Origin of the sequence: Nocardia sp. NPDC060259, assembly GCF_042728775.1 — a bacterium.
Taxonomy (GTDB): Bacteria; Actinomycetota; Actinomycetes; order Mycobacteriales; family Mycobacteriaceae; genus Nocardia.
In genome coordinates this window covers 14,049-35,769 of the sequence record NZ_JBHXAY010000073.1, presented here as the reverse complement: position 1 = coordinate 35,769, position 21,721 = coordinate 14,049, and the positions used below count along the sequence as shown (strand labels likewise).

Below are 21,721 nucleotides of genomic sequence, written 5' to 3'. Positions count from 1 at the left end.
GCGTCAAACCAAACACACACGCGGCAGCGCCCCTTCTACACTCGGCGCGAAAACCAAGAAGCGGGGGACCGTCTCAGCCGGGACTTCAACGGTAGCAAGCCGCTACCCCCGCTGGTTCACCTCCGCGCAACCACAGCGTTTTCCACGGCGTGGCCGCCGAGCGTCAGTTGAACGAGTCGCCGCAGGCGCAGGAGCCGGTGGCGTTGGGGTTGTCGATCGTGAAGCCCTGCTTCTCGATGGTGTCGACGAAGTCGATCGAGGCGCCCTGGATGTAGGGGGCGCTCATGCGGTCGACGGCCAGCTTCACGCCGGAGAACTCGACGACGATGTCACCGTCGAGGACGCGGTCGTCGAAGAAGAGCTGGTAACGCAGACCGGCACAACCACCCGGCTGCACGGCGATACGCAGGGCCAGGTCGTCGCGACCTTCCTGGTCGAGCAGCGCCTTCGCCTTGGCGGCGGCAGCGTCGGTCAGCGTCGCACCGTGGGTCTCGGTGGCGGTCTCGTTCTGCACAGTCATGGACACTCCTAAGTCGGCCGGCCCGAGAAACGGACCTCAGGTGCACAGCGCACGACTGATTTCAACACCATCGCGGCGGCTGCTATTCCTATTTTGCCACCCCTGCCACGCAGCGTGGATTCGACCTGGGTGGTTCGCCCCACAGTACCCGCCGGACCGGGGTGACCGGGGTCTCACGCCACTGGCGATGAGACCGGGCGCACCACTGACCGGACCGCATTTCCCGATGCTCGGCACCATCGAATAGCCTGGTGAACGTGAAATTGTTCCGTCGCGACGAGTCCAGCACCATCGACGAGTCCGTCGACCCCTCGGTGCAGGACGTCGAACAGACCGCTCCCGTACCCGCCTCCACCACGCCGGGCAAGGGTCGCCCGACCCCGAAAAGGCGTGAGGCCGAAGGCAAACGGCGCGGCCCGGTCGCGCCCGCCCCGATGACCGCCAAGGAAGCCCGCGCCCGCCGCAAGGCAGCCAAGGGCACCAAGGAAGACCGCAAGGCCGCGGCGGCCGACCGCCGCGCCGCCGTGCAGGATCGCCGCGCCAGGATGCTGGCGGGCGAGGACAAGTACCTGCTGCCGCGCGATCAGGGCCCGGTCCGCGCCTACGTGCGCGATCTGGTCGACGCGCGCCGCAACCTGGTCGGCCTGTTCATGCCGATGGCGCTGGTGCTGATCATGTCGATGTTCGTCGCGCCGGGTCTGCAGACCATCGTCACCCTCGCGATGCTGGTCATGATGGTGTTCATGATCATCGAGGGCTTCGTGCTCGGCAAGATCGTGAACAACCGGGTGATCGAGCGGTTCCCCGACACCACCGACACCGGCTTCAAGCTGGGCTGGTACGCGTTCGTGCGCGCCTCGCAGATCCGCAAGATGCGCGCGCCCAAGCCGCGGGTCGGCCCCGGCGACGCCGTCTGAGTTCTCCCTGTCGCGAATGCCGTTCCACCTCCTCGGGTGGGGCGGCATTCGTGCTGTCAGTGGTGGCCGGGCCGGATGTAGTTCGCATAGCCGGCGATGGCGGACAGTTCGGCGTCGATCCGCTGGGCGTCCCGGTCGACGACCTCGGTCGATCCGGCGGTACCGCGGCCGATGAGGACGGCGAGTCCGATGATGGCGGCGAGGACGATCAAGAAAGTAACCATGGCAGAAATTTTGCGCTCGTTGCTTTTCGGCCGAAAGTGGCTGTTCTGTCATTGTGCGTAAAGATTCAGCCAGATAGCATGGGGTGATGCTGTCGAAGGTTGCCGTCGTCCTCAACGACAAACTCGCCATGTTCGAATTCGGCGTCGTCTGTGAGGTTTTCGGGCTCGACCGCACCGCCGACGGCCTGCCCGGCTTCGACTTCCGGGTCTGCGGCGCCACCCCCGGCAAGCCGCTGCGCTCCACCACCCCCGGCGTCTCGGTGACCCCCGAGTACGGCCTCGACGAGCTCGTGCACGCCGATCTCGTCGCCATTCCCGCCTTCCCGTTCACCCTCGGCCAGGGCTACGACGAGCGGGTCGTCGAGGCTGTCCGGGCGGCATCGGACGCGGGCGCGATCGTCCTGACCGTGTGCTCGGGCGCCTTCCTGGCCGGGGAGGCCGGGCTGCTGGACGGCCGCAAGTGCACGACCCACTGGCGCTACGTCGACCTCCTCGCCGCCCAGTTCCCCGCCGCCACCGTCGACCCGGATGTCCTGTTCGTCGACGAGGGCAACCTGATCACCAGCGCGGGCACCGCGGCGGGCATCGACGCCTGCCTGCACCTGGTCCGTCGCGAGATCGGCACCGCGGCGGCCAACGGCATCGCCCGCCGCATGGTCGTGCCGCCGCAGCGCGACGGCGGTCAGCGCCAGTTCATCGAGCAGCCGGTGCCCGAATGCCGGTCCGAGGGCCTGTCGACCACGCTGACCTGGCTGACCGAGAATCTCGCCCACCCCCACACCGTCGACGAGCTGGCCGCCCGCTCGAGCATGTCCACCCGCACCTTCGCCCGCCGCTTCGCCGCCGAGACCGGCACCACCCCGGTCAAATGGCTCACCACCCAGCGCGTCCTGTTCGCCAAACACCTGCTCGAGGCCACCGACATGCCGCTCGAGCGCATCGCCGACCAGTCCGGCTTCGGCTCCGGCGCCCTGCTGCGCCACCATTTCCAGCGCCAGGTCGGCATCGCTCCCACCGAGTACCGCCGCCGCTTCGGCGCCCCTACCCCCGAGCCCGCAGCCGACGACCGTCCCGCGCGTTGAGCGACATCAGCACGATATTGACCGCGCCCGCGGTGAGTTCCAGCGCCTGCACGCCGTAGAAGGCCGCCCCGAACCGATCCGCGCCCGCCAGCACCGCCAGCGTGATCGCCGACGGGATCAGCACCAGCAGACCGTTGCCCGCAATGAACGGCATCCGGCGCTTCTTCGCGGCGATGATCGGATCGGTCGAGCCGCCCGCCAGCCGGAACCCGCCGGCCCCGGTCAAGGCCAGCGCGAGCACCAGCACCGGCAGCCCCCACGGAATCGCCAGTTTCACCGCGCGCACCGCGGCTTCGGACCCGAAGAGCTCGGTCAGCACGGTGGACGTCCAGAAGGTGAGGATCGTGAGCAGTCCGATCACACCGGCGACGGGATGGATTCGAGCGAGCACGGCTACCCCTCCAGGGTGACGATCGCGTGGCGGATCATGCGCAGGAACACCTCGCGGTCGGCGTCCGAGAACCTGGCGGTGGCAAGGGCATTCACCTCGCGTGCGGCCGCGGTGAGTTCCGGGCGCAAGCGCCGCGCCCGGTCGGTGAGGTGGATCAGGGCGCGCCTGCCGTCGGCGGGGTCGGCGGTGCGCACGATGAGGCCGTCGCGTTCCATCCGTTTGAGCGTGTGCGCCATGGTCGACTGGTCGATCCGGACCTTCGCGCACAACTGCTGCTGAGTGAGGCCCTCCTCCTCGTAGAGGGCGAGCAGTTGGGCGAACTGACCCGGCACCACGCCGTGCGGGGCGATCCGGTCGCGCAGGGCCTGTTCCATGAGGCGGGCGAGATGATTGACCACGTAGCCCAGTGATGCGCCGCGCTCCATCGGGCGCCTGCCGACCGGTTCCATTCCCACCTCCGTCATCGGGTTCGGCATCCAGAATACATGGCAAGCCATCTAAATTCTTTCCCGGTGCCGAATTGATTGGTGAACAGCACAGTTCTCCACCTGCCCGGTCTGTATCCCCTCAGCATCGCCTTGACTCGGCGGTGTGCCGCTGGCCAGGCTGGCTGGCGTGTCATATGCCGGGTGGGGAAGTCTTCGTAGGCTGATGAGAGCCGTCGTCACGGCGGCCGTGGTCGTGTCGTCGATCGGCGTGTCCGTGGCCGCTGCCGCGCCGGTATCCCGTGCTCCCGCAGGGGGTTTCGAGGAGCTGTTCGTTCCGTCGAGCATGGGCCCGATCAAGGTCCAGGTGCAGTGGGCGGCGCGTGGCGGCAGTTCGGCGCTGTACCTGCTCGACGGTCTGCGCGCGCCGGCGGACCACAGTCAGTGGACCACCGACACCGACGCGCTGCGCCAATTCGCCGGTGACAACGTGACTGTGGTGTTCCCGGTCGGCGGTCACTCCAGCTTCTACACCGATTGGTACCGCCCGAGCAGCACCAATCAGCAGGCCACGACCTACAAATGGGAAACCTTCCTCACCCGCGAACTGCCCGACTTCCTGGCCGGATACGGCGTCTCCCGCACGAACAACGCGATCGCCGGCGTCTCCATGGGCGGCAATGCCGCGCTGACCCTGGCCGCCCACCATCGCGACCAGTTCCGCTTCGCCGGATCGTTCTCCGGGTTCCTCAACCCGACCTATCCGATGTGGAACCAGGCCATGCGGGCCGCCATGCTCCACGAGGGCGGCTTCAATATCGACGACATGTGGGGCGCCGCCGGCGATCCCGCCTGGAGCCGCAACGACGCCACCGTCCAGGCCGACCGGCTGCGCGGCCTGCCCGTGTACGTCACCAGCGGAAACGGTGTCCCCGGGCCGCTCGATCTGCCGAGTGCGGTCGGCGACACGATCAACGCGGCCGGGATCGAAGCGTTCGCAGTGATCGCGGCGAGCATCTTCCGCGACCGGACCGCCGCCCTCGGCGTCCCCGCCCGGGTCGACTTCGGCAACGGCACCCACACCTGGCCGTACTGGCAGCAGTCCCTCGCCACCGCCCGTCCGATGATCCTCGACGCTCTGGGCGCGCACTGAGCGCATCGCCGCTGATTGCTACCGTGCTGGAATGCCTGTGAGTGTCACGCCGGTCCGCACCCTCGTCCTCGGCGGCGCCCGCTCCGGCAAGTCGGCCTTCGCCGAGAATCTGGTAGCCGACGCGCCCGCGGTTCGCTACCTGGCGACGGCGGTGCTCGACCCCGCCGACCATGATTTCGCCGACCGGATCGCGGGCCATCGCGAACGCCGCCCCGCGCACTGGTCGACCGTCGAGAACACCGAGCCCGCAACGGTTCTCGCCACCGAGGCGCCCGCGACCCTGCTCGACGACATCGGCACCTGGCTCACCGCCCGCCTCGACGCCCGCGCCGCCTGGGATGCCCCGCGCGGCACCGTCGCCCCCGATTGCGACGTGCTCGTCGCGGCCGTCGACGCCTACCGGCAGCGGCTGGTGATCGTCTCGCCCGAGGTCGGGATGGGTGTCATCCCGGCGACTCGCTCGGGCCGGTTGTTCCGCGACGAGATCGGCACGCTCAACCAGCGGCTCGCGCGGGTGTGCGACGAGGCGTTCCTCATTGTCGCCGGGCTGCCGGTCCGGCTGAAATGAGCCGGGTCGGTCGGCGCGACGCACCGTGATCCGGGCAAGATGAGCGTCGACACCAGGCACCACTGTCGAAAGGCTTCCCAGTGACTCATGGATTCGGACCTGTCGCGGCCCCGGACGCGCAGGTGCGCGCGGCGGCCGAGCAGCGCCAGACACAGCTCACGAAGCCGGCCGGATCGCTGGGACGACTCGAGACACTCGGCAACTGGATCGCGGCCTGCCAGGGCGTGTGCCCGCCCAAGCAGTTCGAGCGGGCCCGCGTGGTGGTGTTCGCCGGTGATCACGGGGTCGCCGAGCACGGTGTCTCGGCGTATCCGAGCGCGGTGACCGGGCAGATGGTGGCCAATTTCCTGGCGGGCGGCGCGGCGGTGAACGCGCTGGCCGCGGTCGCGGGCGCGACGGTCCGGGTCGCCGATATCGCCGTCGCGGGTGACACCGATTCTGCTGTCTCCCAGCACAAGGTGCGCCGGAGCAGCGGGTCCATCGACCGCGAGGACGCCCTCACCGACGACGAGGTCACCGCCGCGCTGGCCGCGGGCCGCGCCATCGCCGACGAGGAGATCGACGCCGGCGCCGACCTGCTCATCGCCGGGGACATGGGTATCGGCAACACCACCCCCGCCACCGTCCTGATCGCCACCCTCACCGGCACCGAGCCGGTCGCCGCCGTCGGCCGCGGCACCGGTGTCGACGACGCGGGCTGGATCCGCAAGGTCGCCGCCATCCGCGACGGCATGCGCCGCGCCCGTCCCGTCGCCAAAGATCCCGTCGACCTGCTGCGCGTCGCTGGCGGCGCCGACTTCGCCGCCATGGCCGGATTCCTGGCCCAGGCCGCGACCCGCCGGACCCCGGTCATCCTCGACGGTGTCGTCGTCACCGCCGCCGCGCTGGTCGCCGAGGACATCGCCGCGGGCGCGAAAGAATGGTGGCTGCCCGGCCACCGCTCCACCGAACCCGCCCACGACCTGGCCTTGCGGCACCTGCGCCTGGAACCGCTGGTCGACCTGGGCATGCGCCTCGGCGAAGGATCCGGCGCGCTCACCGCCCTGCCGATCCTGCGCGCCGCCGTCGCCACCCTCGCGGACATGTCGACCTTCGCCGACGCGGGCGTCAGCACGGCCGACCAGCCGGACACCGTCGACCTGGTCAAGTGACACCCGGACGGCCTCCGGCGGGCCTGACCTCGCGGACTCGGTGTGATCCCGCCGGTCGCACCGACGGCACCGACCGAGGAGTGCCGTCGTGAACAGCGTGCGACTGGCCGTTTCGTGGCTCACCGTTCTCCCGATCACCGGGCCCGCCACCGTCGATCGCCGCGCCGCGGGTCATGCCATCGCGCTCGCACCGCTGGTCGGCCTGCTGCTCGGCGGTCTCGCCGCGGCGGCGATGCGCCTGTCGGTCGCGGCCGGTCTCACCACCCTGCTGGCCGGGTTGCTCACCGTCGGGCTGCTGGCCCTGCTCACCCGCGGCATGCATCTGGACGGTCTCGCCGACACCGCCGACGGCCTCGGCAGCTACGGCCCGCCCGAGCGGGCCAGGCAGATCATGAAGTCCGGCGGAGCCGGTCCGTTCGGTGTCGCCGCGCTGATCTTCGCCATCGCGATCCAGGCTGTGGCCTTCGCCGCCCTCGCCGACGAGGGCCGCTGGCTCGCGATCGCGCTGGCCGTGACGCTCGGCCGGGTCGCCGTCGTCCTCGCCTGCCGCCGCGGCATCCAGGCGGCGCCGGACTCGGGTTTCGGCACGCTGGTGACGGGCACCCAGCCCCTCGCCCCGGTGCTGATCTGGTCGGCGCTGGCCACCGGCTGGTCGGTTTTCGCGGTCCCCGGCAACCTTTGGCTCGGCCCGCTCGTCACCGTCGCAGTTCTCGCCGTATCGGTGCTGATCACGCGGCACAGTGTCCGGCGATTCGGTGGATTGTCCGGTGACGTGCTCGGCGCTGCGGTCGAGATCACGGTTTCATTTGCGGCTGTTGGGTTCTCACTCGCGGGGTAAATCACGCCCGGCAATGTGAAACCTGCACTGTTCATAACTCCGGGGCGTCGCCGGTTGTGTGGTCCCACAGACCGTCCGCTCATCGGTACTCGGGTGCTCCCCCAGCACACCGGTGGCAATACAGTGATGACATGTCTTCCGAACGCCTCTACTTCCGCCAGCTGCTGTCCGGCCGGGATTACGCCGTCGGCGATCCGATCGCCACGCAGATGCGTAATTTCGCGTATCTGATCGGCGATCGGGAGACCGGCGAGACCGTCGTGGTCGACCCCGCGTACAAGGCATCGGACCTGGTCGACGTCGCGACCGCCGACGGAATGACCGTCACCGGCGTCCTCGCCACCCACCACCACCCCGACCACGTCGGCGGCACCATGCTCGGTTTCACCCTCGGTGGCGTGCGCGAGCTGCTGGAGAAGACCAGCGTCGCGGTGCACGTGAACAAGCAGGAACTGGACTGGGTCGCCCAGACCACCGGGATCGCGCCGAGCGAGCTGACCGGCCACGACAACGGCGACAAGGTCAAGGTCGGCGCGCTGGAGATCGAACTCCTGCACACCCCCGGCCACACGCCGGGCAGCCAGTGCTTCCTGTTCGACGGCCGCCTCATCTCCGGCGACACCCTGTTCGTCGACGGCTGTGGCCGCACCGATTTCCCCGGCGGCGACTCCGACGAGATGTTCCGCAGCCTGCGTCATCTGGCCGCACTCGACGGCAACCCGGTCGTCTACCCCGGCCACTGGTACTCCGAGGAGCCCAGCGCCGAACTGTCCTCGATCCGCGACAACAACTACGTGCTGCGGCCGCAAACCTTGCAGCAGTGGCAGGCCTTGATGCCGGGCTGACAGACGAAAGGAGCGGGCCCCGTTCGGGACCCGCTCCTTCTCGAATGCCGTGCCTACACCGTGCGCATCCAGCCGTGGGAGTCGGCGAAGGTGCCGCGCTGGATGCCGGTCAGCGTGTCGCGCAGCGCCATCGTCACGGCGCCGGGCTCGCCGCCGCCGATGCTGAATTCGCCCTCGGCCGATTTCACCCAGCCGACCGGCGTGATGACCGCGGCGGTTCCGCACGCGAAAACCTCGCTGATCTCACCGGATTCGGCGCCCTTGCGCCATTCCTCGACCGAGACCTTGCGCTCCTCGACCGGGTAGCCGGAATCGGCGGCCAGGGTGAGCAGCGAGTCGCGGGTGATGCCCGGCAGCAGCGAACCGGACAGTTCCGGGGTCACCAGCCGGGCCTCGGAGCCGGTGCCGAACACGAAGAACAGGTTGTTCGTGCCCATCTCCTCGACGTAGCTGCGCTCGCAGGCGTCCAGCCAGACGACCTGGTCACAGCCCTTCTCGGTGGCCTGGGCCTGCGCAAGCAGCGAGGCGGCGTAGTTGCCCGCCACCTTCGCCTCACCGGTGCCGCCGGGCGCGGCCCGCACGTACTCGGTCGACAGCCACACCCGCACCGGCTTCACACCACGCGGGAAGTACGCGCCGGCGGGCGAGCCCAGCAGCAGGTACTTGTAGGCCGAAGCGGGCTTCACGCCCAGGCCCGCCTCGGTGGAGAACATGAACGGCCGCAGGTACAGCGACTCCTCGCCACCGGCGGCGGGCACCCAGTCGGCGTCGACCTCGAGCAGCTGACGCACGGATTCGACGAAGAGCTCCTCGGGCAGTTCGGCCATCGCCATCCTGGCCGCCGAACGGCGGAAACGCGCGGCATTGGCGTCGATCCGGAAGGTGGCGATGCTGCCGTCGGGCTGACGGTAGGCCTTGAGCCCTTCGAAGATCGCCTGACCGTAGTGGAACACCATCGTCGCCGGGTCCATCGACAGCGGGCCGTACGGCTCGACCCGCGCGTTGCCCCACTCACCGTCGGCGTAGTCGATCGACACCATGTGGTCGGTGAAGAACCGCCCGAAACCGGGGGCCGCCAGTACCTCTTCCCGCTGCTGCGCCGAACGGGGCGCGGGATGCGGAATACGAGAGAACTGTGCAGCGACTGTCATGATGCGATCCTATCCATTGCGCGGAATTACTTCGTTTTGGTGTCGACGAACGGCGGCTTGACCACCTCGCAACGCAGCCTGCGCCCGCGCACGTCGACCTCCACCTCGTCGCCGGGCTCCAGCTTCGCCGCGGTGTCGAGCAGGGCCAGCGCGATGCCGACCTTCAGCGACGGCGAGAACGTGCCCGAGGTGGTCTCCCCGACCGGTTCGCCGTCGCGCAGCACGGTCTGGCCTTGCCGCAGCACGCCGCGATCGAGCGCCTTCAGGCCCATCAGCGTGCGCCGGGGACCGTCGGCCTTCTCCTGCTCGAGCGCCGCCTTGCCCCAGAACTCCGGCTTCTTCCAGCCGACCGCCCAGCCGGTGCGCGCCTGGTTCGGGGTGATGTCGAGCGAGAGCTCGTGGCCGTGCAGCGGGTAGCCCATCTCGGTGCGCAGCGTGTCACGCGCGCCGAGCCCGGCGGGCTGCCCACCGGCCGCCCGCACCTGCTCGGTGAGCGCGCGGAACACCGCTTCCGCGTCGTTCCAGCGCGGCAGCAGCTCGTAGCCGTGCTCGCCGGTGTAACCGGTCCGGCACACCCGCACCGGGCGCCCGTCCCACTCGGCGTCGGCGTAGGCCATGTACTCCATGTCGGTCGGCAGGCCGAGCGCGGCCAGCACCTCGCTCGACTTGGGGCCCTGCACCGCGAATACCGCGTACTCACGGTGCTCGTCGGTCACCGTGATCCCGGCAGGCGCCACCTTCCGCAGCTCGGCAACCACGGCCGCGGTGTTCGCGGCGTTCGGCACGAGGAACACCTCGTCCTCGCCGACGTAGTAGGCGATCAGGTCGTCGATCACGCCGCCGTCGGCCGCGCAGCACAGCGTGTACTGGGCCTTGCCCGGCCGGATCCTGGCCAGATCGTTGGTCAGCGCCGAGTTCACGAACGCCGCCGCGCCGGGGCCCGCGACGGTCGCCTTGCCCAGGTGACTCACATCGAACAGGCCGACCGTGGTGCGCACGGCGGTGTGCTCGCCGACGGTCCCGCCGTACTGCACCGGCATCTCCCACCCGCCGAACGGAGCGAAGGTGGCTCCGAGCTCGACGTGAACAGCGTGGATGGGGCCCTCGAGCAGCGCGTTGTCGGTCATGGGCCCGAGCTTATCGGTCGATCCCCGCGCCGCGCGAACCTCCCGATTCGCCGGGTAGCCCCAGGAATCGGGGGCACCGTGACGGGTTCCGCCGACCGGTCGCCGGTGCGAGGATCTGCGGTCATGAACCTACGTACGGTCGGCGCGGGTGCGCTGCTTGTCTCCGCGACCCTGCTCCTGGCGAGTCCGGTCGCCCATGCCGACACCGGCAGTCTCGACTTCCTCGGCCCGTCCGGCTCGGGCGGCGGGATCAACCTCGGCTGCCTGCTGCAATCGCTGTCCGGCGAATCGCCAACGGCGGATTGCGATCCGCCGACGATCCCGGCGCCCTGATCCGATTCCGGACGCGATGATCGGGCCCGCTTGACCGAAAGCCGATGATCGGCAACGGCTGTAAGGTCGTGACCGTGAGTGAGTTGTACGGCCGCAGGTTCCGCAGGGTCGCCCGCATGGACGTCGTCACGAGCCGGGCCGTGTCCCGGATTCCGGAGACGGCGGCCGATCGCGGCATGCTGCGGCTGACCAGGTCGGCCAACACCGGCGGCCTGTGGCTGGCGACGGCGGCGGTGCTGGCGGTGAAGCCGGGCCCGCCGCGACGCGCCGCCTTGCGCGGGGCGATCGCTCTGGCCGGGTCGAGTTTCCTGGTGAATCTCGTGCTCAAGTCGCTGATCCCGCGCCGCCGTCCACCGGCCGAGCTCATGCCGCACAGCCGACGGCTGGTCGACCCGCCGTTCTCGTCGTCGTTCCCGTCGGGCCACAGCGCCAACGCGGCGGCCTTCGCCACCGCCGTCGCGCTGGAGAGCCCGCGCACTGCGCTTGCCGTCGCCCCGGTGGCCGCCGCCGTCGCCTACTCGCGCGTCCACACCGGCGCGCACTGGCCGTCCGACGTCCTGGTCGGCGCCGCCGTCGGCACCGGCGTCGCACTGGCCACCCGCCGCTGGTGGCCGATCCGCGAATCCGACGAGGCCGAGGCGCACGTGGTGCGCGACGCCCCCGCGCTGGTCGACGGCAAAGGCCTACTGCTGCTGATCAATCCGCGTTCCGGGGACTCCGCCTACGACCCCACCCCCGACATCGCCGAGGCATTGCCCGCGGCGACCCTGCTGCACACCCAGCCCGATCGCGACGCCGCCGAGCTGTTGCAGGAGGCGCTCGACCCGTCGATCGTCGCGGTCGGCGCGGCGGGCGGTGACGGCACCATCGCCGCGGCCGCCGCCGTGGCGCTGCGCAACGACCTGCCGCTGGTCGTGGTCCCGGCGGGCACCCTCAACCACTTCGCCCGCGATCTCGGCGTCTACGACCTGCGCGAGGTCGCCGACGCGACCGGCGCGGGCGAGGCCGTCGAAGTCGACATCGCCGCAGTGGAATTCGAGACCCCCGACGGTCCGCGCACCCACTATCTGATCAACACCGCCAGCATCGGCGCCTACCCCGATCTGGTCCGCCTGCGCGAGAAATGGGAGGACCGCTGGGGCAAGTGGCCCGCGTTCGCGGCCGCGCTGATCGTCACGCTGCATCGCGCCGAACCGATCCGGATCCTGCTCGACGACCGCTGGCACGATCTGTGGTTCCTGTTCGTCGGCAACGGCCCGTACCACCCGCACGGCGCCGTTCCCGCGTTCCGCTCCCGGCTCGACGAGGGTCTGCTCGACGTGCGCTGGTTGCGCGCCGATGTGCGGTTCTCCCGCACCCGCGCCGTCATCGCGCTGATGCTGGCCGCGATCGGGCACAGCCGGGTCTACGGCGAACGCCAGATGCACGAGTTGCCGGTCGCCGTGCACACGCCCGTCGCGGTGGCCGCGGACGGTGAAGTGGTCGGCACCGCACGCGATCTGCGCTTCACCGTCGCCGGCAAGGTCGCGGTCTACCGTCGCGACGAGGACAACCCGCGCTGGGAGAACCGCGCCCGCCCGCACCACCGCCGTCCCCTGGCCTGGCTCATGGACCGTCGTCGCTGAATCCTCACGAACCCGTCTCACCTCGATCACCATCGGCCACAACGGCCTTGCGCGGCCTGCGCCGGTGGACATGATGGAGGCATGAGCTCGCCGGACGGCGCACGTCCGATCACCGCAACCGAAGCCGATCGCCGCTGGGACCCGTGGACACCCAGCGTGGTCGCCGCCCGCCTGAGTGCCTGCACCGCGCCGTGGGCGGTAGCGGGCGGCTGGGCCATCGATCTGTTCGCCGGAGGCATCTCCCGCGCCCACGCCGACATCGAAATCACCGTTCCCCGAACAGATTTCCCCGAGATCGCGGCCGCGTTCCCGGAATACGAATGGGACATCGTCGGCGACGGTCACCTCTGGCCCTACGCCGACGCCGCCGACCGCACCGACCTGCATCAGGCCTGGCTGCGCGACCCGTTCACCGGCGCGTTCCACCTCGACGTCTTCCGCGAACCGCACCGCGGCGACACCTGGATCTGCCGGCGCGATCCGACGATCACCCTCCCCTACGCCGAGCTGATCCTCACCACCACCTCCGGCATCCCGTATGTGATCCCGGAGGTGGTCCTGCTGTTCAAGGCAAAGGCCAACCGCGCCAAGGACGATGCCGATTTCCGGCGGGTCCTGCCGCTGCTGTCCGAGGACCGGCGCGCCCGGCTGTCGTCCTGGCTGGCGCGGGTCCATCCCGATCACCCGTGGCTGAGCAGGACCGCGGCCTGACCGAACCGTCTCAGCCGGGCAGTCGGCACCATCCCTGCCGATAGTCCGCCCAATCCTGAGGCCTGGCAGCAAAATCCACGTACAGCGCCACCCCGAAGTTCTCGCGGTCTACATCGGCTCGCGTGAGCCCGAGCCGAATCCCGCGTACCGCAGCGGCCACTGTCTCTGCCGCACCGTGATGCCCCGGATCGTCGGCCCAGAACGCGGGCGCCCCCATCAGCAGATCCACCTCGTGCGGGGTCACCTCCGCTGCCAGTTCGGTCTGCTGCGCCACGTACCCGCTGTAGAGCGCTTCGGTCGGCATCGCGGTGTCGTAGGACATCACCGCCACCTGGTCGACCCGGCGCGCGACGTCGGCGAAATAGGCTTGACTCCACCACTTCCCGTGATCGGCGACCGCCAGCCCCACCGAGTGCAGTCCCGGCAGCGGATCGATGACCGGCGCCGATACCGACAGTGGCACACGCGCAGCCGAAGTCACCGCCTTGGTCGCGTCGAGCAACGCGAGGAATCCCGGCGATCCCGACCGCACCGGCTCCAGGTCGTAGTGCACCCCGTCGAATCCGTAGGCGAGCACCCGCCGCGCCGAGGCCACCACCCGCTCGCGCGACTGCGCCGATTCCACATCCAGGCCGTCGAATTCGGGCTGCACGACATCGCCGAGCCACGATTGCACCCGGATGCCAGGCAGCTTGGCGTGCACCGCGTCGACGAACCATTGCGCTCGCGGCGCCAGATCGTCGCGCAGACTCCCGTCGTGCTCGAGCGGACCGGTGTGCACGTACAGATCACGAATTCCGGTGCCCGCCAGCATGATCGCCAACTGGTCGACATCGGCGTCACTCTTGCGCCCGTCCACCCACGCGTGCCCGAGCCAGAACGCGTCCTCGCCCCTGGTCCGCGCCTGGTCGGACTGCTCACCGATGTTCTGGGCCAGCAGGTACGTCACCGCGCCGGCGACCGGCGACAACACCACCACAAGCAGCACGAGCGCGACCACCGCGCCGCGCACCCACCACGACCACCCTCGCCACTTCCCCCGCATCAGACCTCCCCGACGTTCGAGACTCCGAGATTACCCGCAGGTACCGATCGGCAGATTTCCGGCAAACCGCCCACCCGTGAAACGCTGTGCGCCGCTGCACAACTGATCGGAGCACCATGAAGTACGCCGTCACCCTCGGATCCGCCGCCATCGCGGCCTTCGCCTTCGCGATCGCGACACCGGCTGTGGCCACCGCACAACCGTCCGGCAACTGCCACAAGTCCTACTCCCCCTGCCTGCCCATCGTCAGCGATGTGGACTGCGAGGGCGGCAGCGGGAACGGTCCCTACTACACCGGACGCGTCCAGGTGATCGGCCCCGACGAGTACGGCCTCGACCGAGACGGCAACGGCGTCGGCTGCGACTAGTACGCGAAAGGGGCGTGCGATGTAGTCATCGCACGCCCCTTGTCGATTACGGTCCGCGGTTCTCTTCCGGCCCGCCGGAGCCCTCGCCCGGCTTGCCCAGATCGGGGCCGGAGCCGGGACCACCAGGCGTTCCGTAGCCCGGGCCCTGGCCGGGACCGCCGGTGCCGCCATAGCCCTGGCCACCTTCAGCCGGACCGCCGTAACCGGGGCCACCGTAGCCGGGCTGGCCGCCGGACCCTGGCTGACCGGGTTGTCCGGGGTACCCCGGCTGTCCCGGCTGACCGGGCTGTCCCGGATATCCCTGCTGCCCCGGGTATCCCGGCTCACCGGGCTGTCCCGGATACCCTGGCTGACCGGGGTATCCCGGCTGACCCGGCTGACCCGGATATCCCTGCTGCCCCGGGTACCCCGGCTGACTCGGGTACCCCGGCTCACCCGGCTGACCGAATCCGCCTGCGGGCCCACCGTACTGCGGGTACCCCGGTTCCGGTGCGGCCGCTGCCCCGACGACCGGACCACCCGTCACCACCCGGTAGGCGTAGGTGGAGGCGATGATCGTCAACGGCACCGTCACCAGCAGGCCGAGGCCACACAGCAGCGCGCCGACGATATTGATACCGAACAGCGCCAGCGCCAGCAGCAACAACGGTCCGGCATTGCTGGATATCGCCGAGAAGCTCGATTTGATCGCCGTGATCGCGTCCTGATCGCGGTCGATCACGAACTGCATCGTCCACCAGGTGAAGAAGGCGATCACCAGACCCGGCAGGATGCACAGCACGAAGCCGATACCGGTCGCCAAACCGACCAGAATGCCAGCCAAAATCACCGCGCCGACATTCGTGAACTTGAAAAAGTCACCGAATCCCGGCTTGCGCCCGTCGGTTTCGTGCAGCGCGCCACGCACGAACGCGGCGGAGATCAAATAACCGATGATGGCACTGACCACCGTGCCGATGAACTGCCAGATACCGAAACCGATGCTGAAGTCACCGTCGGCATCGGTATCGGTGGTGTTACCCACACCGAACAGGAAGTTGATCGCCACCTGGATGATGAAGGCGATCAGGACGATGGCGACCCACACCACCGCATTGTTCTTGAATTTGTCCCACCCGTAACCGATGGCGTCGCCGACACCGAGTTTCGGCCCCGCCGGTGGATACCCGGGTTGCTGCTGTCCATACGTCATCCGAATCGCATCCCCTCACCTTGTGCGACGACCGAAGCCGCCGATATGAGTCTTCCGATCCGACGCCACGGTCACGCCGACACCCCCGATCATTTCACACCACCCACCCCACCCCCGGTTTCGTACATCAATCCCGGCACATCGCGTTTCCCGTCGACAGCATGTCTATTACCTGGAATCCGAGAACCGTTGCAGCAAATTCGGATTCACCGGGTGGCCCGACCGAGCGCTCGCGGTCGTGACGGTCTTCCGGAGCGTGGCGGACTTACGCGAGCAGCGACGACGATTGCGTTCGGCGTCGCTGTCGAATGAGCCGCTGAGCGTAGAGGGTTGGCGACCGGATCGCCCCGGCGGGAGAGCCGGGGCGATCGGGGTGGTGGGGTTACTTGTCCGCGTTCTCGCGCTTGGGCAGCTTCCAGCCCGGCCGGGGGAAGTGGCAGGTGTAGCCGTCGGGGTAGCGGATCAGGTAGTCCTGGTGTTCGGGTTCGGCGTCCCAGAAGGTGCTGGCGGGAGTCACCTCGGTGACGACCTTGCCCGGCCACAGGCCTGAGGCGTCGACGTCGGCGATGGTGTCCAGGGCGGTGCGGCGCTGGTCGTCGTCTAGGTAGAAGATGGCCGAGCGGTAGCTCGAGCCGATGTCGTTGCCCTGGCGGTCCTTGGTGGTGGGGTCGTGGATCTGGAACAGGAACTCGAGCAGGGCGCGGTAGTCGGTCCGCGCCGGGTCGTATTCGATCTCGACGGCCTCGGCGTGGCCGGGATGATTGCGGTAGGTGGGGTGATCGTTGCTGCCGCCGGTGTAGCCGACCCTGGTGGACAGCACTCCCGGCTGCCTGCGGATCAGATCCTGCATGCCCCAGAAGCATCCACCGGCCAGAATCGCCTTACGGGTTTCGGTCACGCATCCTCCTTCGTAGAGCCTCCACGGTCGCACAGAACTGCCACAACCGCCTCTATGGAACTCCGCTGACGAGCCTGGAATTCCCGCCAGTAAGATCGCCGCGCAAGCGATACCTCATGAACGTCCCAGCGTGTCCCAGAGTCACCGAGGAAACAGGAGGAATTCGGCGAAATGCCACGTAGCGTCGTTGCCCGGAGTTTGACGATCGGATTGGCCGCAGCAGCTGTGACAGCGGGTGCGGTGAGTAGCGCGGGAGCCCATCCCGGCGGCGATGACACGGTCGGACAGATCTCGACCTGCGAAGTACGACAATCGCGACAAAACAACCACAAGCTACGTGCGCCCAACCCGACCGCCACCGGCCAGATCGACGCCGTCCTCATCGCCTCGACCACCCGCGCCCCCATCGCGGGCGGCAAGGTCATGCTCACCGGCCGCGACACCTGCGGTGACAGCATCCACCGGCACCTGTCGACCGGCACCGACGGCCAGGTCAGCTTTCGCGGGCTCCAGCCGGGCCGCTATCAGGTGACGGCCTACCCCGGCGTGAAGAAGGCACAGTCCACGGCCGATGTGGAGCTGTTCACCCCGACCCTGAAAACCCTGCAGTTCACGGTCTCCACCAGTCACGACTAGCGGCCGTTCGGGCCGGGTGATCGCCGCCCGGCCCGAAACCCGTTGACACCCAGCGCGGTCGCACGCCCCGTGATACAACTCACCCCAGAGTGAGAAGGGGTGGTTTCCGTATGGAGCCAACAGCCGAACAGCGGGCAGCGCTGGGTTTGATCTGTGACACATTCCTGCCCGGTGACGGGCTCGATCTACCGGCGGCGACCGAACTGGGCGCGGTCGACACGATCTTCCGGATCCTGGGCCGCAACCCGCGTGAGGCAGACAAGAAGCAGCTCGCGATGTTGTTGGGGCTGTGGGACTCCCGCGCTTTCGGCCTGGTGACCGGCAGCGGCTTCCGCCGGTTCTCCTCGCTGTCGCAGGAGCGGCGCGAGGCCGCGCTGCTGCGGCTGGCCGATTCCGGGCTCGCGCCTGCCAGAGCGGTGTTCCAGGCACTCAAGCAGGCCTCGCTGCTGGCCTACAACGTGACCCCGGGCCCGACCGGGACGAACCCGCTGTGGGAGCAGATCGGCTATCCGGCCCCGACCGGCCCGTCGGCAAACGCGCCGGCGCCCGCGCTCACCCCGGAGCGGTTCACCGAATCGACCACCCTCGACTGCGATGTGGTCGTGGTCGGCTCGGGCGCGGGCGGTGGCGCCGCGGCGGCGGTACTGGCCGAAGCCGGTCTCGACGTCGTGGTGCTCGAACGCGGAAACTATTACGACGACAAGGATTTCGGCAACGGTGAGCTCGATGCGCTGACCAGCCTCTACGCCCCGGGTCCCGCGGCGTCGGCGGAGGGCCAGATCACGCTGGTGGCGGGTACCTGCCTCGGTGGCGGCACCGTCGTCAACTGGAGCACCTCGCTGCCCACCCCCGACGGTGTGCGCAAGGAGTGGGCGGAATCGGGTGTCCCCCAGTTCGCCGACGACGAATTCGGCGACGCACTGAACACGGTGCAGCGCCGCATCGGCGTCACCGGAAACAAGTCCCCGCTCTCGGCGCGCGATGGCATTCTCGAACGCGGCGCCAAGGCGCTCGGCTGGGATGTCGACACCTTGCCGCGCAATGTCGGCGACGCCTGCGACGCCGCGGTCGAATGCGGTCGCTGCGGATACGGGTGCAGGCTCGGCGCCAAGCAGTCGGTGACCAAGACCTGGCTCTCCGACGCCGCCGAGCACGGTGCGCGGCTGGTGGTCGACGCCGACGTCCGCTCGATCACGGTGCAAGCAGGCAAGGCGGAATCGGTGTCGGCACGCACCTCCGACGGCGTCGAGATCACCGTGCGGGCGCGCGCGGTGGTCGTCGCGGCGGGAGCCATCCAGACACCCGCGCTGCTACAACGATCGGGCTTGCGCAACAAGAACATCGGCCGTCATCTGCGCCTGCATCCCGCCGCCGCCGTGTTCGGGGTGTTCGAAGAGGAGATCCGGCCGTGGGAAGGCGCGCTGCAGGCGCGGATCAGCAGGCACCACGCCGATCTGGACGGAAACGGCTACGGCGTCATCTACGAGACCGGGCCGATCCACCCCGGCCTGGCGACCGGGTTCATGAGCTGGCGCGGCGCGGCGCAGCATCGCGCCACCATGCTCGATTTCGCGCGCACCAACTCGATCGGGGTGATCACCCGCGACCGCGATCCGGGCACCGTGTCGATCGACGGCAGCGGCGAGCCGGTGGTGAAATACCGCCTGTCCGACTACGACGCCAACCACCTGCACACCGGCATCGTCGGCGCCGCCTCGGTCCTGGAAGCCGCGGGCGCGCAACGCATCTACTCCGGTCATCAGGCCGGTGTCTCGTTCGAACCCGGTGTGCGCGGTTCGCTCGCGGAGTTCGACGCGGCCTGCAAGAAGGCAGGCTACGGGCCGGGCCAGTGCTCGATGGGCGCCCTGCACATCATGGGCTCCGCGCGCATGGGCGGCACGGCGGAACTGTCGGCGACCAACCCGGACGGCGCCACCTGGGAGGTCGACAACATCGTCGTGGCCGACGGGTCCAGCTTCCCCACCGCGCCCGGCGTGAACCCCATGGTGACTATCGAGGCGATCGGCTACATGAACGCCAAGCGGCTGGCGGCGAAGCTCGCCTAGCTGTCTACCCGGCGGATCCCCGCGAGGACGGCCCGCAGCACGTCGAGGTCGGCACTGCCGACCGTCCGGTGCTGCGGGGCGCGGGCGACCAGCCTGCCCTCGTCGATGAGGTCGGCGATGAGCACCTTGGCCAGGTTCAGGGGCAGCCCGAGGTGCGCCGACACCTCGGCGACCGCCATCGGCGTCCGGCACAGTTCGACGATCGCGGCGTACTCGGGTTCGGTGCGCCGCAGGCGGGTGCCCGCACCGGCGTCGACCAGCAGGGTCGTGAGGTCGAGTTCGTCGCGCTGGGTCCGGCCGCGCCCGCGGGTCACCGCGTAGAGGCGCACGATCGGGCCCGCGTCCTCCTCGTACCAGTGTTCGCGTTCGTCGCTCATGCGCGCGGCGAGACGGCGGGGAACTGACCGGAGATCGGCGAGGACTGATCGGCGGCCTCGGCCAGCGCCGAGGGGATCAGCACGACAGCACGCACTCCGCCGTAGACCGATTCGGCCAGCCGCACCGAGATATTGTGCCTGCCTGCCAGTTTCGCGACCACGAACAGTCCGAGCCGCGAACTGCCGGACAGTGTCGCCACACTGAACTCCGGTGGGTCGGCCAGCACCGCATTGCGTTCGGCCAGTTCGGCTTCCGACATGCCCAGGCCCTGATCGATGACCTCCACGGCCACGCCGCGCCCGACCACGACGCCGGACACGATGACCTGCGCCTCGGGCGGCGAGAACGCGGTCGCGTTGTCCATCAGCTCGGCCAGCAGGTGGATCACATCGGCGACGGCGTGGCTGGCGATGCGCACCTCGGGCATCGCCTTGGTCTGAATCCTGGTGTAGTCCATGCTTTCCGCGATGGCGCCGCGCACCAGTTCCAGCAGCGCCACCGGATTGCGCCAGCGCCTGCCCGGCTGTTCGCCGCCGAGGATGATGAGGTTCTCGGCATTGCGGCGGGTGCGGGTCGCGAGATGGTCGAGCTGGAACAGCAGTTCGAGCTGATCGGCATTGCCTTCGTCGCGTTCGGCGCGGTCGAGCAGGGCGAGCTGCCGGTGCACGACCACCTGGCTGCGGTGGGCGATATTGAGGAACACCGTGTTGATGCCCGCCCTGGTCTGCGCCTCGGCGACGGCCGCCGACACCGCGGCGAGGTGGGCGCGATTGAACGCGGCAGCGACCTGGCCGAGTTCGTCGGAGCCGAAGTCGAGCCGGGAGGACTCCTGCTTCGCCTCGACCTTCTCCCCCGCCGCGAGCCTGCGCATGAGATCGGGCATCCGCTCGTCGGCCAGTTCCAGGGTGTCGTGGCGCAACCGCCGCATACGGGCGATGAACCGGTTGGCCAGGACCAGCGCTATCAGGAACGCGCCCACCGCCAGCAACGCGACGACCGCGCCGCCGAGCAGCGCGTTGCGGCGGTCGGTTTCGCCCTGTTGCCGGGCGATGACATGGGCGTCGGCGCTCTGGTCCTGCCAGAGTTTCTGCAAGGCGAGATTCACGTGACGGGAGGCGTCCTGCCACCCCGCCAGGCTCAGCGGTAGCGACGCGTCACCGCGATCGTTGGTGACCGGACCACGCTCCACCAGCGCGTCCTGCATCGACACCACCTGCTGCCAGTCCTGGCTCGCGGTGACGGCGTCGAGTTGCGCGCGCCGAGTGCCCTTCAGCACCGTGGCGGAGTAGGCCACCTCGCCCCGGAACTCACCGACCCGGCGACCGAAGTCGAGCAGTTCGGCGGCCGACATCCGGCCGTTGGTCAATGCCACCGACCCCAGGGTGTCGGCCTGCGAGAGCGCTTCGGCGGCGCGCAATTGTTCGACGGCATAACCCAATTCGATGCCGATCTTCGCCCCCGGCGCCACCCGGGCCGCCAGCATGGACGCGGCGACGATCGTGCCGATCACCTGGGTGAAGAAGGTGAACACGTCGGCCTGCGGGATCTGCATCGTGTCGACGCCACCGCGCACGGTCGGCACCATGGCGAACAGCTTGTTGTAGCCCTCGATGTCTTCGCGGGAGCCGTCCGGGTTGAGCGCGCGGGCGGCGTCACCCTTGGCGATCACCGCGGCGAGCGCCTCGTCGGAGCGCTGGCGGGCGGTGACCAGGGCAGGCGTTGACGGCGGATCACCGGCTAGTCGCAGCAGCGACAGCCTGCGTTCCTCCTGGAACGCCGACACCATCAGGATCGCGGGCGCGGTGGTGCTGGTGGCCAGATCGGCCCATTCGGTGGATTCCCGCGCCGAATCCACCAGGTACACCGCCGCGCCACCCCCGGTCGCCAGGAGAACGACACTGGAACTGAGCACGATCGACAGGAGCCGGGTTCGCACGCTCACCCGGCCGCGAACACCGCGCCCGCCCCGCAAGTTCCCGAGCACCGAGCTACGCCTGATCTTCACACCGAATCTTTCCGCTCCCGGAGCCGCCCCCGGCGCTCCGCTGCGTGCCCGTATCGGCGAAACCGACGATTC

General features: G+C 69.3%; 24 protein-coding genes. 13 read left to right on the top strand and 11 right to left on the bottom strand.

All coding sequences use genetic code 11. The features are described 5' to 3' along the window. Positions 1 to 163: 163 nt before the first annotated feature. Complete coding sequence (gene erpA, locus ACFWF2_RS23670; RefSeq protein WP_067496006.1) at positions 164 to 520, bottom strand: iron-sulfur cluster insertion protein ErpA; 357 nt, start codon at positions 518 to 520, stop codon at positions 164 to 166. A gap of 314 nt (positions 521 to 834) precedes the next feature. Between erpA and ACFWF2_RS23665 the strand changes: the two genes are divergently transcribed. Further along, the gene (locus tag ACFWF2_RS23665) at positions 835 to 1,437 is read left to right on the top strand and encodes a DUF3043 domain-containing protein (RefSeq protein ID WP_379309626.1); all 603 of its coding nucleotides are present in this window, start codon (positions 835 to 837) and stop codon (positions 1,435 to 1,437) included. A gap of 56 nt (positions 1,438 to 1,493) precedes the next feature. Here ACFWF2_RS23665 and ACFWF2_RS23660 read toward each other — a convergent pair whose 3' ends face one another. Further along, positions 1,494 to 1,661: a hypothetical protein gene (locus tag ACFWF2_RS23660; RefSeq protein ID WP_379309625.1), complete on the bottom strand. Its 168-nt coding sequence runs from the start codon at positions 1,659 to 1,661 to the stop codon at positions 1,494 to 1,496. Between the two features lie 86 nt (positions 1,662 to 1,747). On the opposite strand from ACFWF2_RS23660, the gene ACFWF2_RS23655 reads away from it, so the two are divergent. Further along, positions 1,748 to 2,743 carry a helix-turn-helix domain-containing protein gene (locus ACFWF2_RS23655; RefSeq protein ID WP_379309624.1) on the top strand — a complete coding sequence of 332 codons (996 nt, stop codon included), beginning with the start codon at positions 1,748 to 1,750 and terminating at the stop codon, positions 2,741 to 2,743. Here the strand turns inward: ACFWF2_RS23655 and ACFWF2_RS23650 are convergent. Both ACFWF2_RS23650 and ACFWF2_RS23645 read right to left on the bottom strand, forming a co-directional pair. Then, positions 2,703 to 3,134 (bottom strand): hypothetical protein, encoded by a 432-nt coding sequence (locus ACFWF2_RS23650; RefSeq protein ID WP_379309623.1) that lies wholly within the window; start codon positions 3,132 to 3,134, stop codon positions 2,703 to 2,705. The two genes, ACFWF2_RS23655 and ACFWF2_RS23650, sit on opposite strands and share 41 nt — an antisense overlap. Before the next feature lie 2 nt (positions 3,135 to 3,136). Then, on the bottom strand, positions 3,137 to 3,598 hold the full coding sequence (locus tag ACFWF2_RS23645; RefSeq protein WP_379309622.1) for a MarR family winged helix-turn-helix transcriptional regulator: 462 nt from the start codon (positions 3,596 to 3,598) through the stop codon (positions 3,137 to 3,139). 187 nt (positions 3,599 to 3,785) lie between these two features. Between ACFWF2_RS23645 and ACFWF2_RS23640 the strand changes: the two genes are divergently transcribed. The 5 genes from ACFWF2_RS23640 (at position 3,786) to ACFWF2_RS23620 (ending at position 8,114) form a co-directional block, all read left to right on the top strand. Next, a complete protein-coding gene (locus ACFWF2_RS23640) occupies positions 3,786 to 4,712 on the top strand; it encodes an alpha/beta hydrolase (protein WP_379309621.1) in 927 nt (308 codons plus the stop codon). A 31-nt stretch (positions 4,713 to 4,743) separates the two neighbouring features. Continuing rightward, entirely contained in the window at positions 4,744 to 5,280 is a 537-nt protein-coding gene (locus tag ACFWF2_RS23635; protein WP_379309620.1) for a bifunctional adenosylcobinamide kinase/adenosylcobinamide-phosphate guanylyltransferase, read from the top strand. A gap of 80 nt (positions 5,281 to 5,360) precedes the next feature. Continuing rightward, the gene (cobT, locus tag ACFWF2_RS23630) at positions 5,361 to 6,431 is read left to right on the top strand and encodes a nicotinate-nucleotide--dimethylbenzimidazole phosphoribosyltransferase (RefSeq protein ID WP_379309619.1); all 1,071 of its coding nucleotides are present in this window, start codon (positions 5,361 to 5,363) and stop codon (positions 6,429 to 6,431) included. 88 nt (positions 6,432 to 6,519) lie between these two features. Next, complete coding sequence (locus ACFWF2_RS23625; RefSeq protein ID WP_379309618.1) at positions 6,520 to 7,269, top strand: adenosylcobinamide-GDP ribazoletransferase; 750 nt, start codon at positions 6,520 to 6,522, stop codon at positions 7,267 to 7,269. A gap of 131 nt (positions 7,270 to 7,400) precedes the next feature. Beyond that, the gene (locus ACFWF2_RS23620) at positions 7,401 to 8,114 is read left to right on the top strand and encodes an MBL fold metallo-hydrolase (protein ID WP_189033631.1); all 714 of its coding nucleotides are present in this window, start codon (positions 7,401 to 7,403) and stop codon (positions 8,112 to 8,114) included. Positions 8,115 to 8,167: 53 nt separating this feature from the next. Here ACFWF2_RS23620 and ACFWF2_RS23615 read toward each other — a convergent pair whose 3' ends face one another. Beyond that, the gene (locus tag ACFWF2_RS23615) at positions 8,168 to 9,265 is read right to left on the bottom strand and encodes a branched-chain amino acid aminotransferase (protein WP_379309617.1); all 1,098 of its coding nucleotides are present in this window, start codon (positions 9,263 to 9,265) and stop codon (positions 8,168 to 8,170) included. A 26-nt stretch (positions 9,266 to 9,291) separates the two neighbouring features. After that, complete coding sequence (gene gcvT, locus ACFWF2_RS23610) at positions 9,292 to 10,392, bottom strand: glycine cleavage system aminomethyltransferase GcvT (RefSeq protein ID WP_379309616.1); 1,101 nt, start codon at positions 10,390 to 10,392, stop codon at positions 9,292 to 9,294. Between the two features lie 123 nt (positions 10,393 to 10,515). Here gcvT and ACFWF2_RS23605 point away from each other — a divergent pair, with 123 nt between their 5' ends. The 3 genes from ACFWF2_RS23605 (at position 10,516) to ACFWF2_RS23595 (ending at position 13,061) form a co-directional block, all read left to right on the top strand. Next, positions 10,516 to 10,725: a hypothetical protein gene (locus tag ACFWF2_RS23605; RefSeq protein ID WP_379309615.1), complete on the top strand. Its 210-nt coding sequence runs from the start codon at positions 10,516 to 10,518 to the stop codon at positions 10,723 to 10,725. 74 nt (positions 10,726 to 10,799) lie between these two features. After that, positions 10,800 to 12,350 carry a bifunctional phosphatase PAP2/diacylglycerol kinase family protein gene (locus ACFWF2_RS23600; RefSeq protein WP_379309614.1) on the top strand — a complete coding sequence of 517 codons (1,551 nt, stop codon included), beginning with the start codon at positions 10,800 to 10,802 and terminating at the stop codon, positions 12,348 to 12,350. An 81-nt stretch (positions 12,351 to 12,431) separates the two neighbouring features. Beyond that, positions 12,432 to 13,061 (top strand): nucleotidyltransferase domain-containing protein, encoded by a 630-nt coding sequence (locus tag ACFWF2_RS23595; RefSeq protein WP_379309613.1) that lies wholly within the window; start codon positions 12,432 to 12,434, stop codon positions 13,059 to 13,061. A 10-nt stretch (positions 13,062 to 13,071) separates the two neighbouring features. On the opposite strand, the gene ACFWF2_RS23590 is transcribed toward ACFWF2_RS23595, so the two are convergent. After that, the gene (locus tag ACFWF2_RS23590) at positions 13,072 to 14,106 is read right to left on the bottom strand and encodes a hypothetical protein (protein WP_379309612.1); all 1,035 of its coding nucleotides are present in this window, start codon (positions 14,104 to 14,106) and stop codon (positions 13,072 to 13,074) included. Between the two features lie 116 nt (positions 14,107 to 14,222). Between ACFWF2_RS23590 and ACFWF2_RS23585 the strand changes: the two genes are divergently transcribed. Beyond that, positions 14,223 to 14,474, top strand: coding sequence for a hypothetical protein (locus tag ACFWF2_RS23585; protein ID WP_379309611.1), 252 nt, complete (start codon positions 14,223 to 14,225; stop codon positions 14,472 to 14,474). 46 nt (positions 14,475 to 14,520) lie between these two features. Here ACFWF2_RS23585 and ACFWF2_RS23580 read toward each other — a convergent pair whose 3' ends face one another. Together ACFWF2_RS23580 and msrA are read right to left on the bottom strand one after the other, a co-directional pair. Beyond that, entirely contained in the window at positions 14,521 to 15,666 is a 1,146-nt protein-coding gene (locus ACFWF2_RS23580) for a hypothetical protein (RefSeq protein ID WP_379309610.1), read from the bottom strand. Positions 15,667 to 16,048: 382 nt separating this feature from the next. Next, positions 16,049 to 16,564 (bottom strand): peptide-methionine (S)-S-oxide reductase MsrA, encoded by a 516-nt coding sequence (gene msrA / locus ACFWF2_RS23575; protein WP_379309609.1) that lies wholly within the window; start codon positions 16,562 to 16,564, stop codon positions 16,049 to 16,051. Between the two features lie 240 nt (positions 16,565 to 16,804). Here msrA and ACFWF2_RS23570 point away from each other — a divergent pair, with 240 nt between their 5' ends. Beyond that, positions 16,805 to 17,200 carry a carboxypeptidase-like regulatory domain-containing protein gene (locus tag ACFWF2_RS23570; protein ID WP_379309608.1) on the top strand — a complete coding sequence of 132 codons (396 nt, stop codon included), beginning with the start codon at positions 16,805 to 16,807 and terminating at the stop codon, positions 17,198 to 17,200. A 110-nt stretch (positions 17,201 to 17,310) separates the two neighbouring features. After that, complete coding sequence (locus ACFWF2_RS23565; protein WP_379309607.1) at positions 17,311 to 19,266, top strand: GMC family oxidoreductase; 1,956 nt, start codon at positions 17,311 to 17,313, stop codon at positions 19,264 to 19,266. Here ACFWF2_RS23565 and ACFWF2_RS23560 read toward each other — a convergent pair. Both ACFWF2_RS23560 and ACFWF2_RS23555 read right to left on the bottom strand, forming a co-directional pair. Further along, positions 19,263 to 19,643: a DUF742 domain-containing protein gene (locus tag ACFWF2_RS23560; RefSeq protein ID WP_189033622.1), complete on the bottom strand. Its 381-nt coding sequence runs from the start codon at positions 19,641 to 19,643 to the stop codon at positions 19,263 to 19,265. The genes ACFWF2_RS23565 and ACFWF2_RS23560 overlap by 4 nt on opposite strands. Continuing rightward, positions 19,640 to 21,586, bottom strand: coding sequence for a nitrate- and nitrite sensing domain-containing protein (locus ACFWF2_RS23555; RefSeq protein ID WP_379309606.1), 1,947 nt, complete (start codon positions 21,584 to 21,586; stop codon positions 19,640 to 19,642). Before ACFWF2_RS23555 ends, ACFWF2_RS23560 begins: the two co-directional genes overlap by 4 nt. Between the last annotated feature and the right edge of the window lie 135 nt (positions 21,587 to 21,721).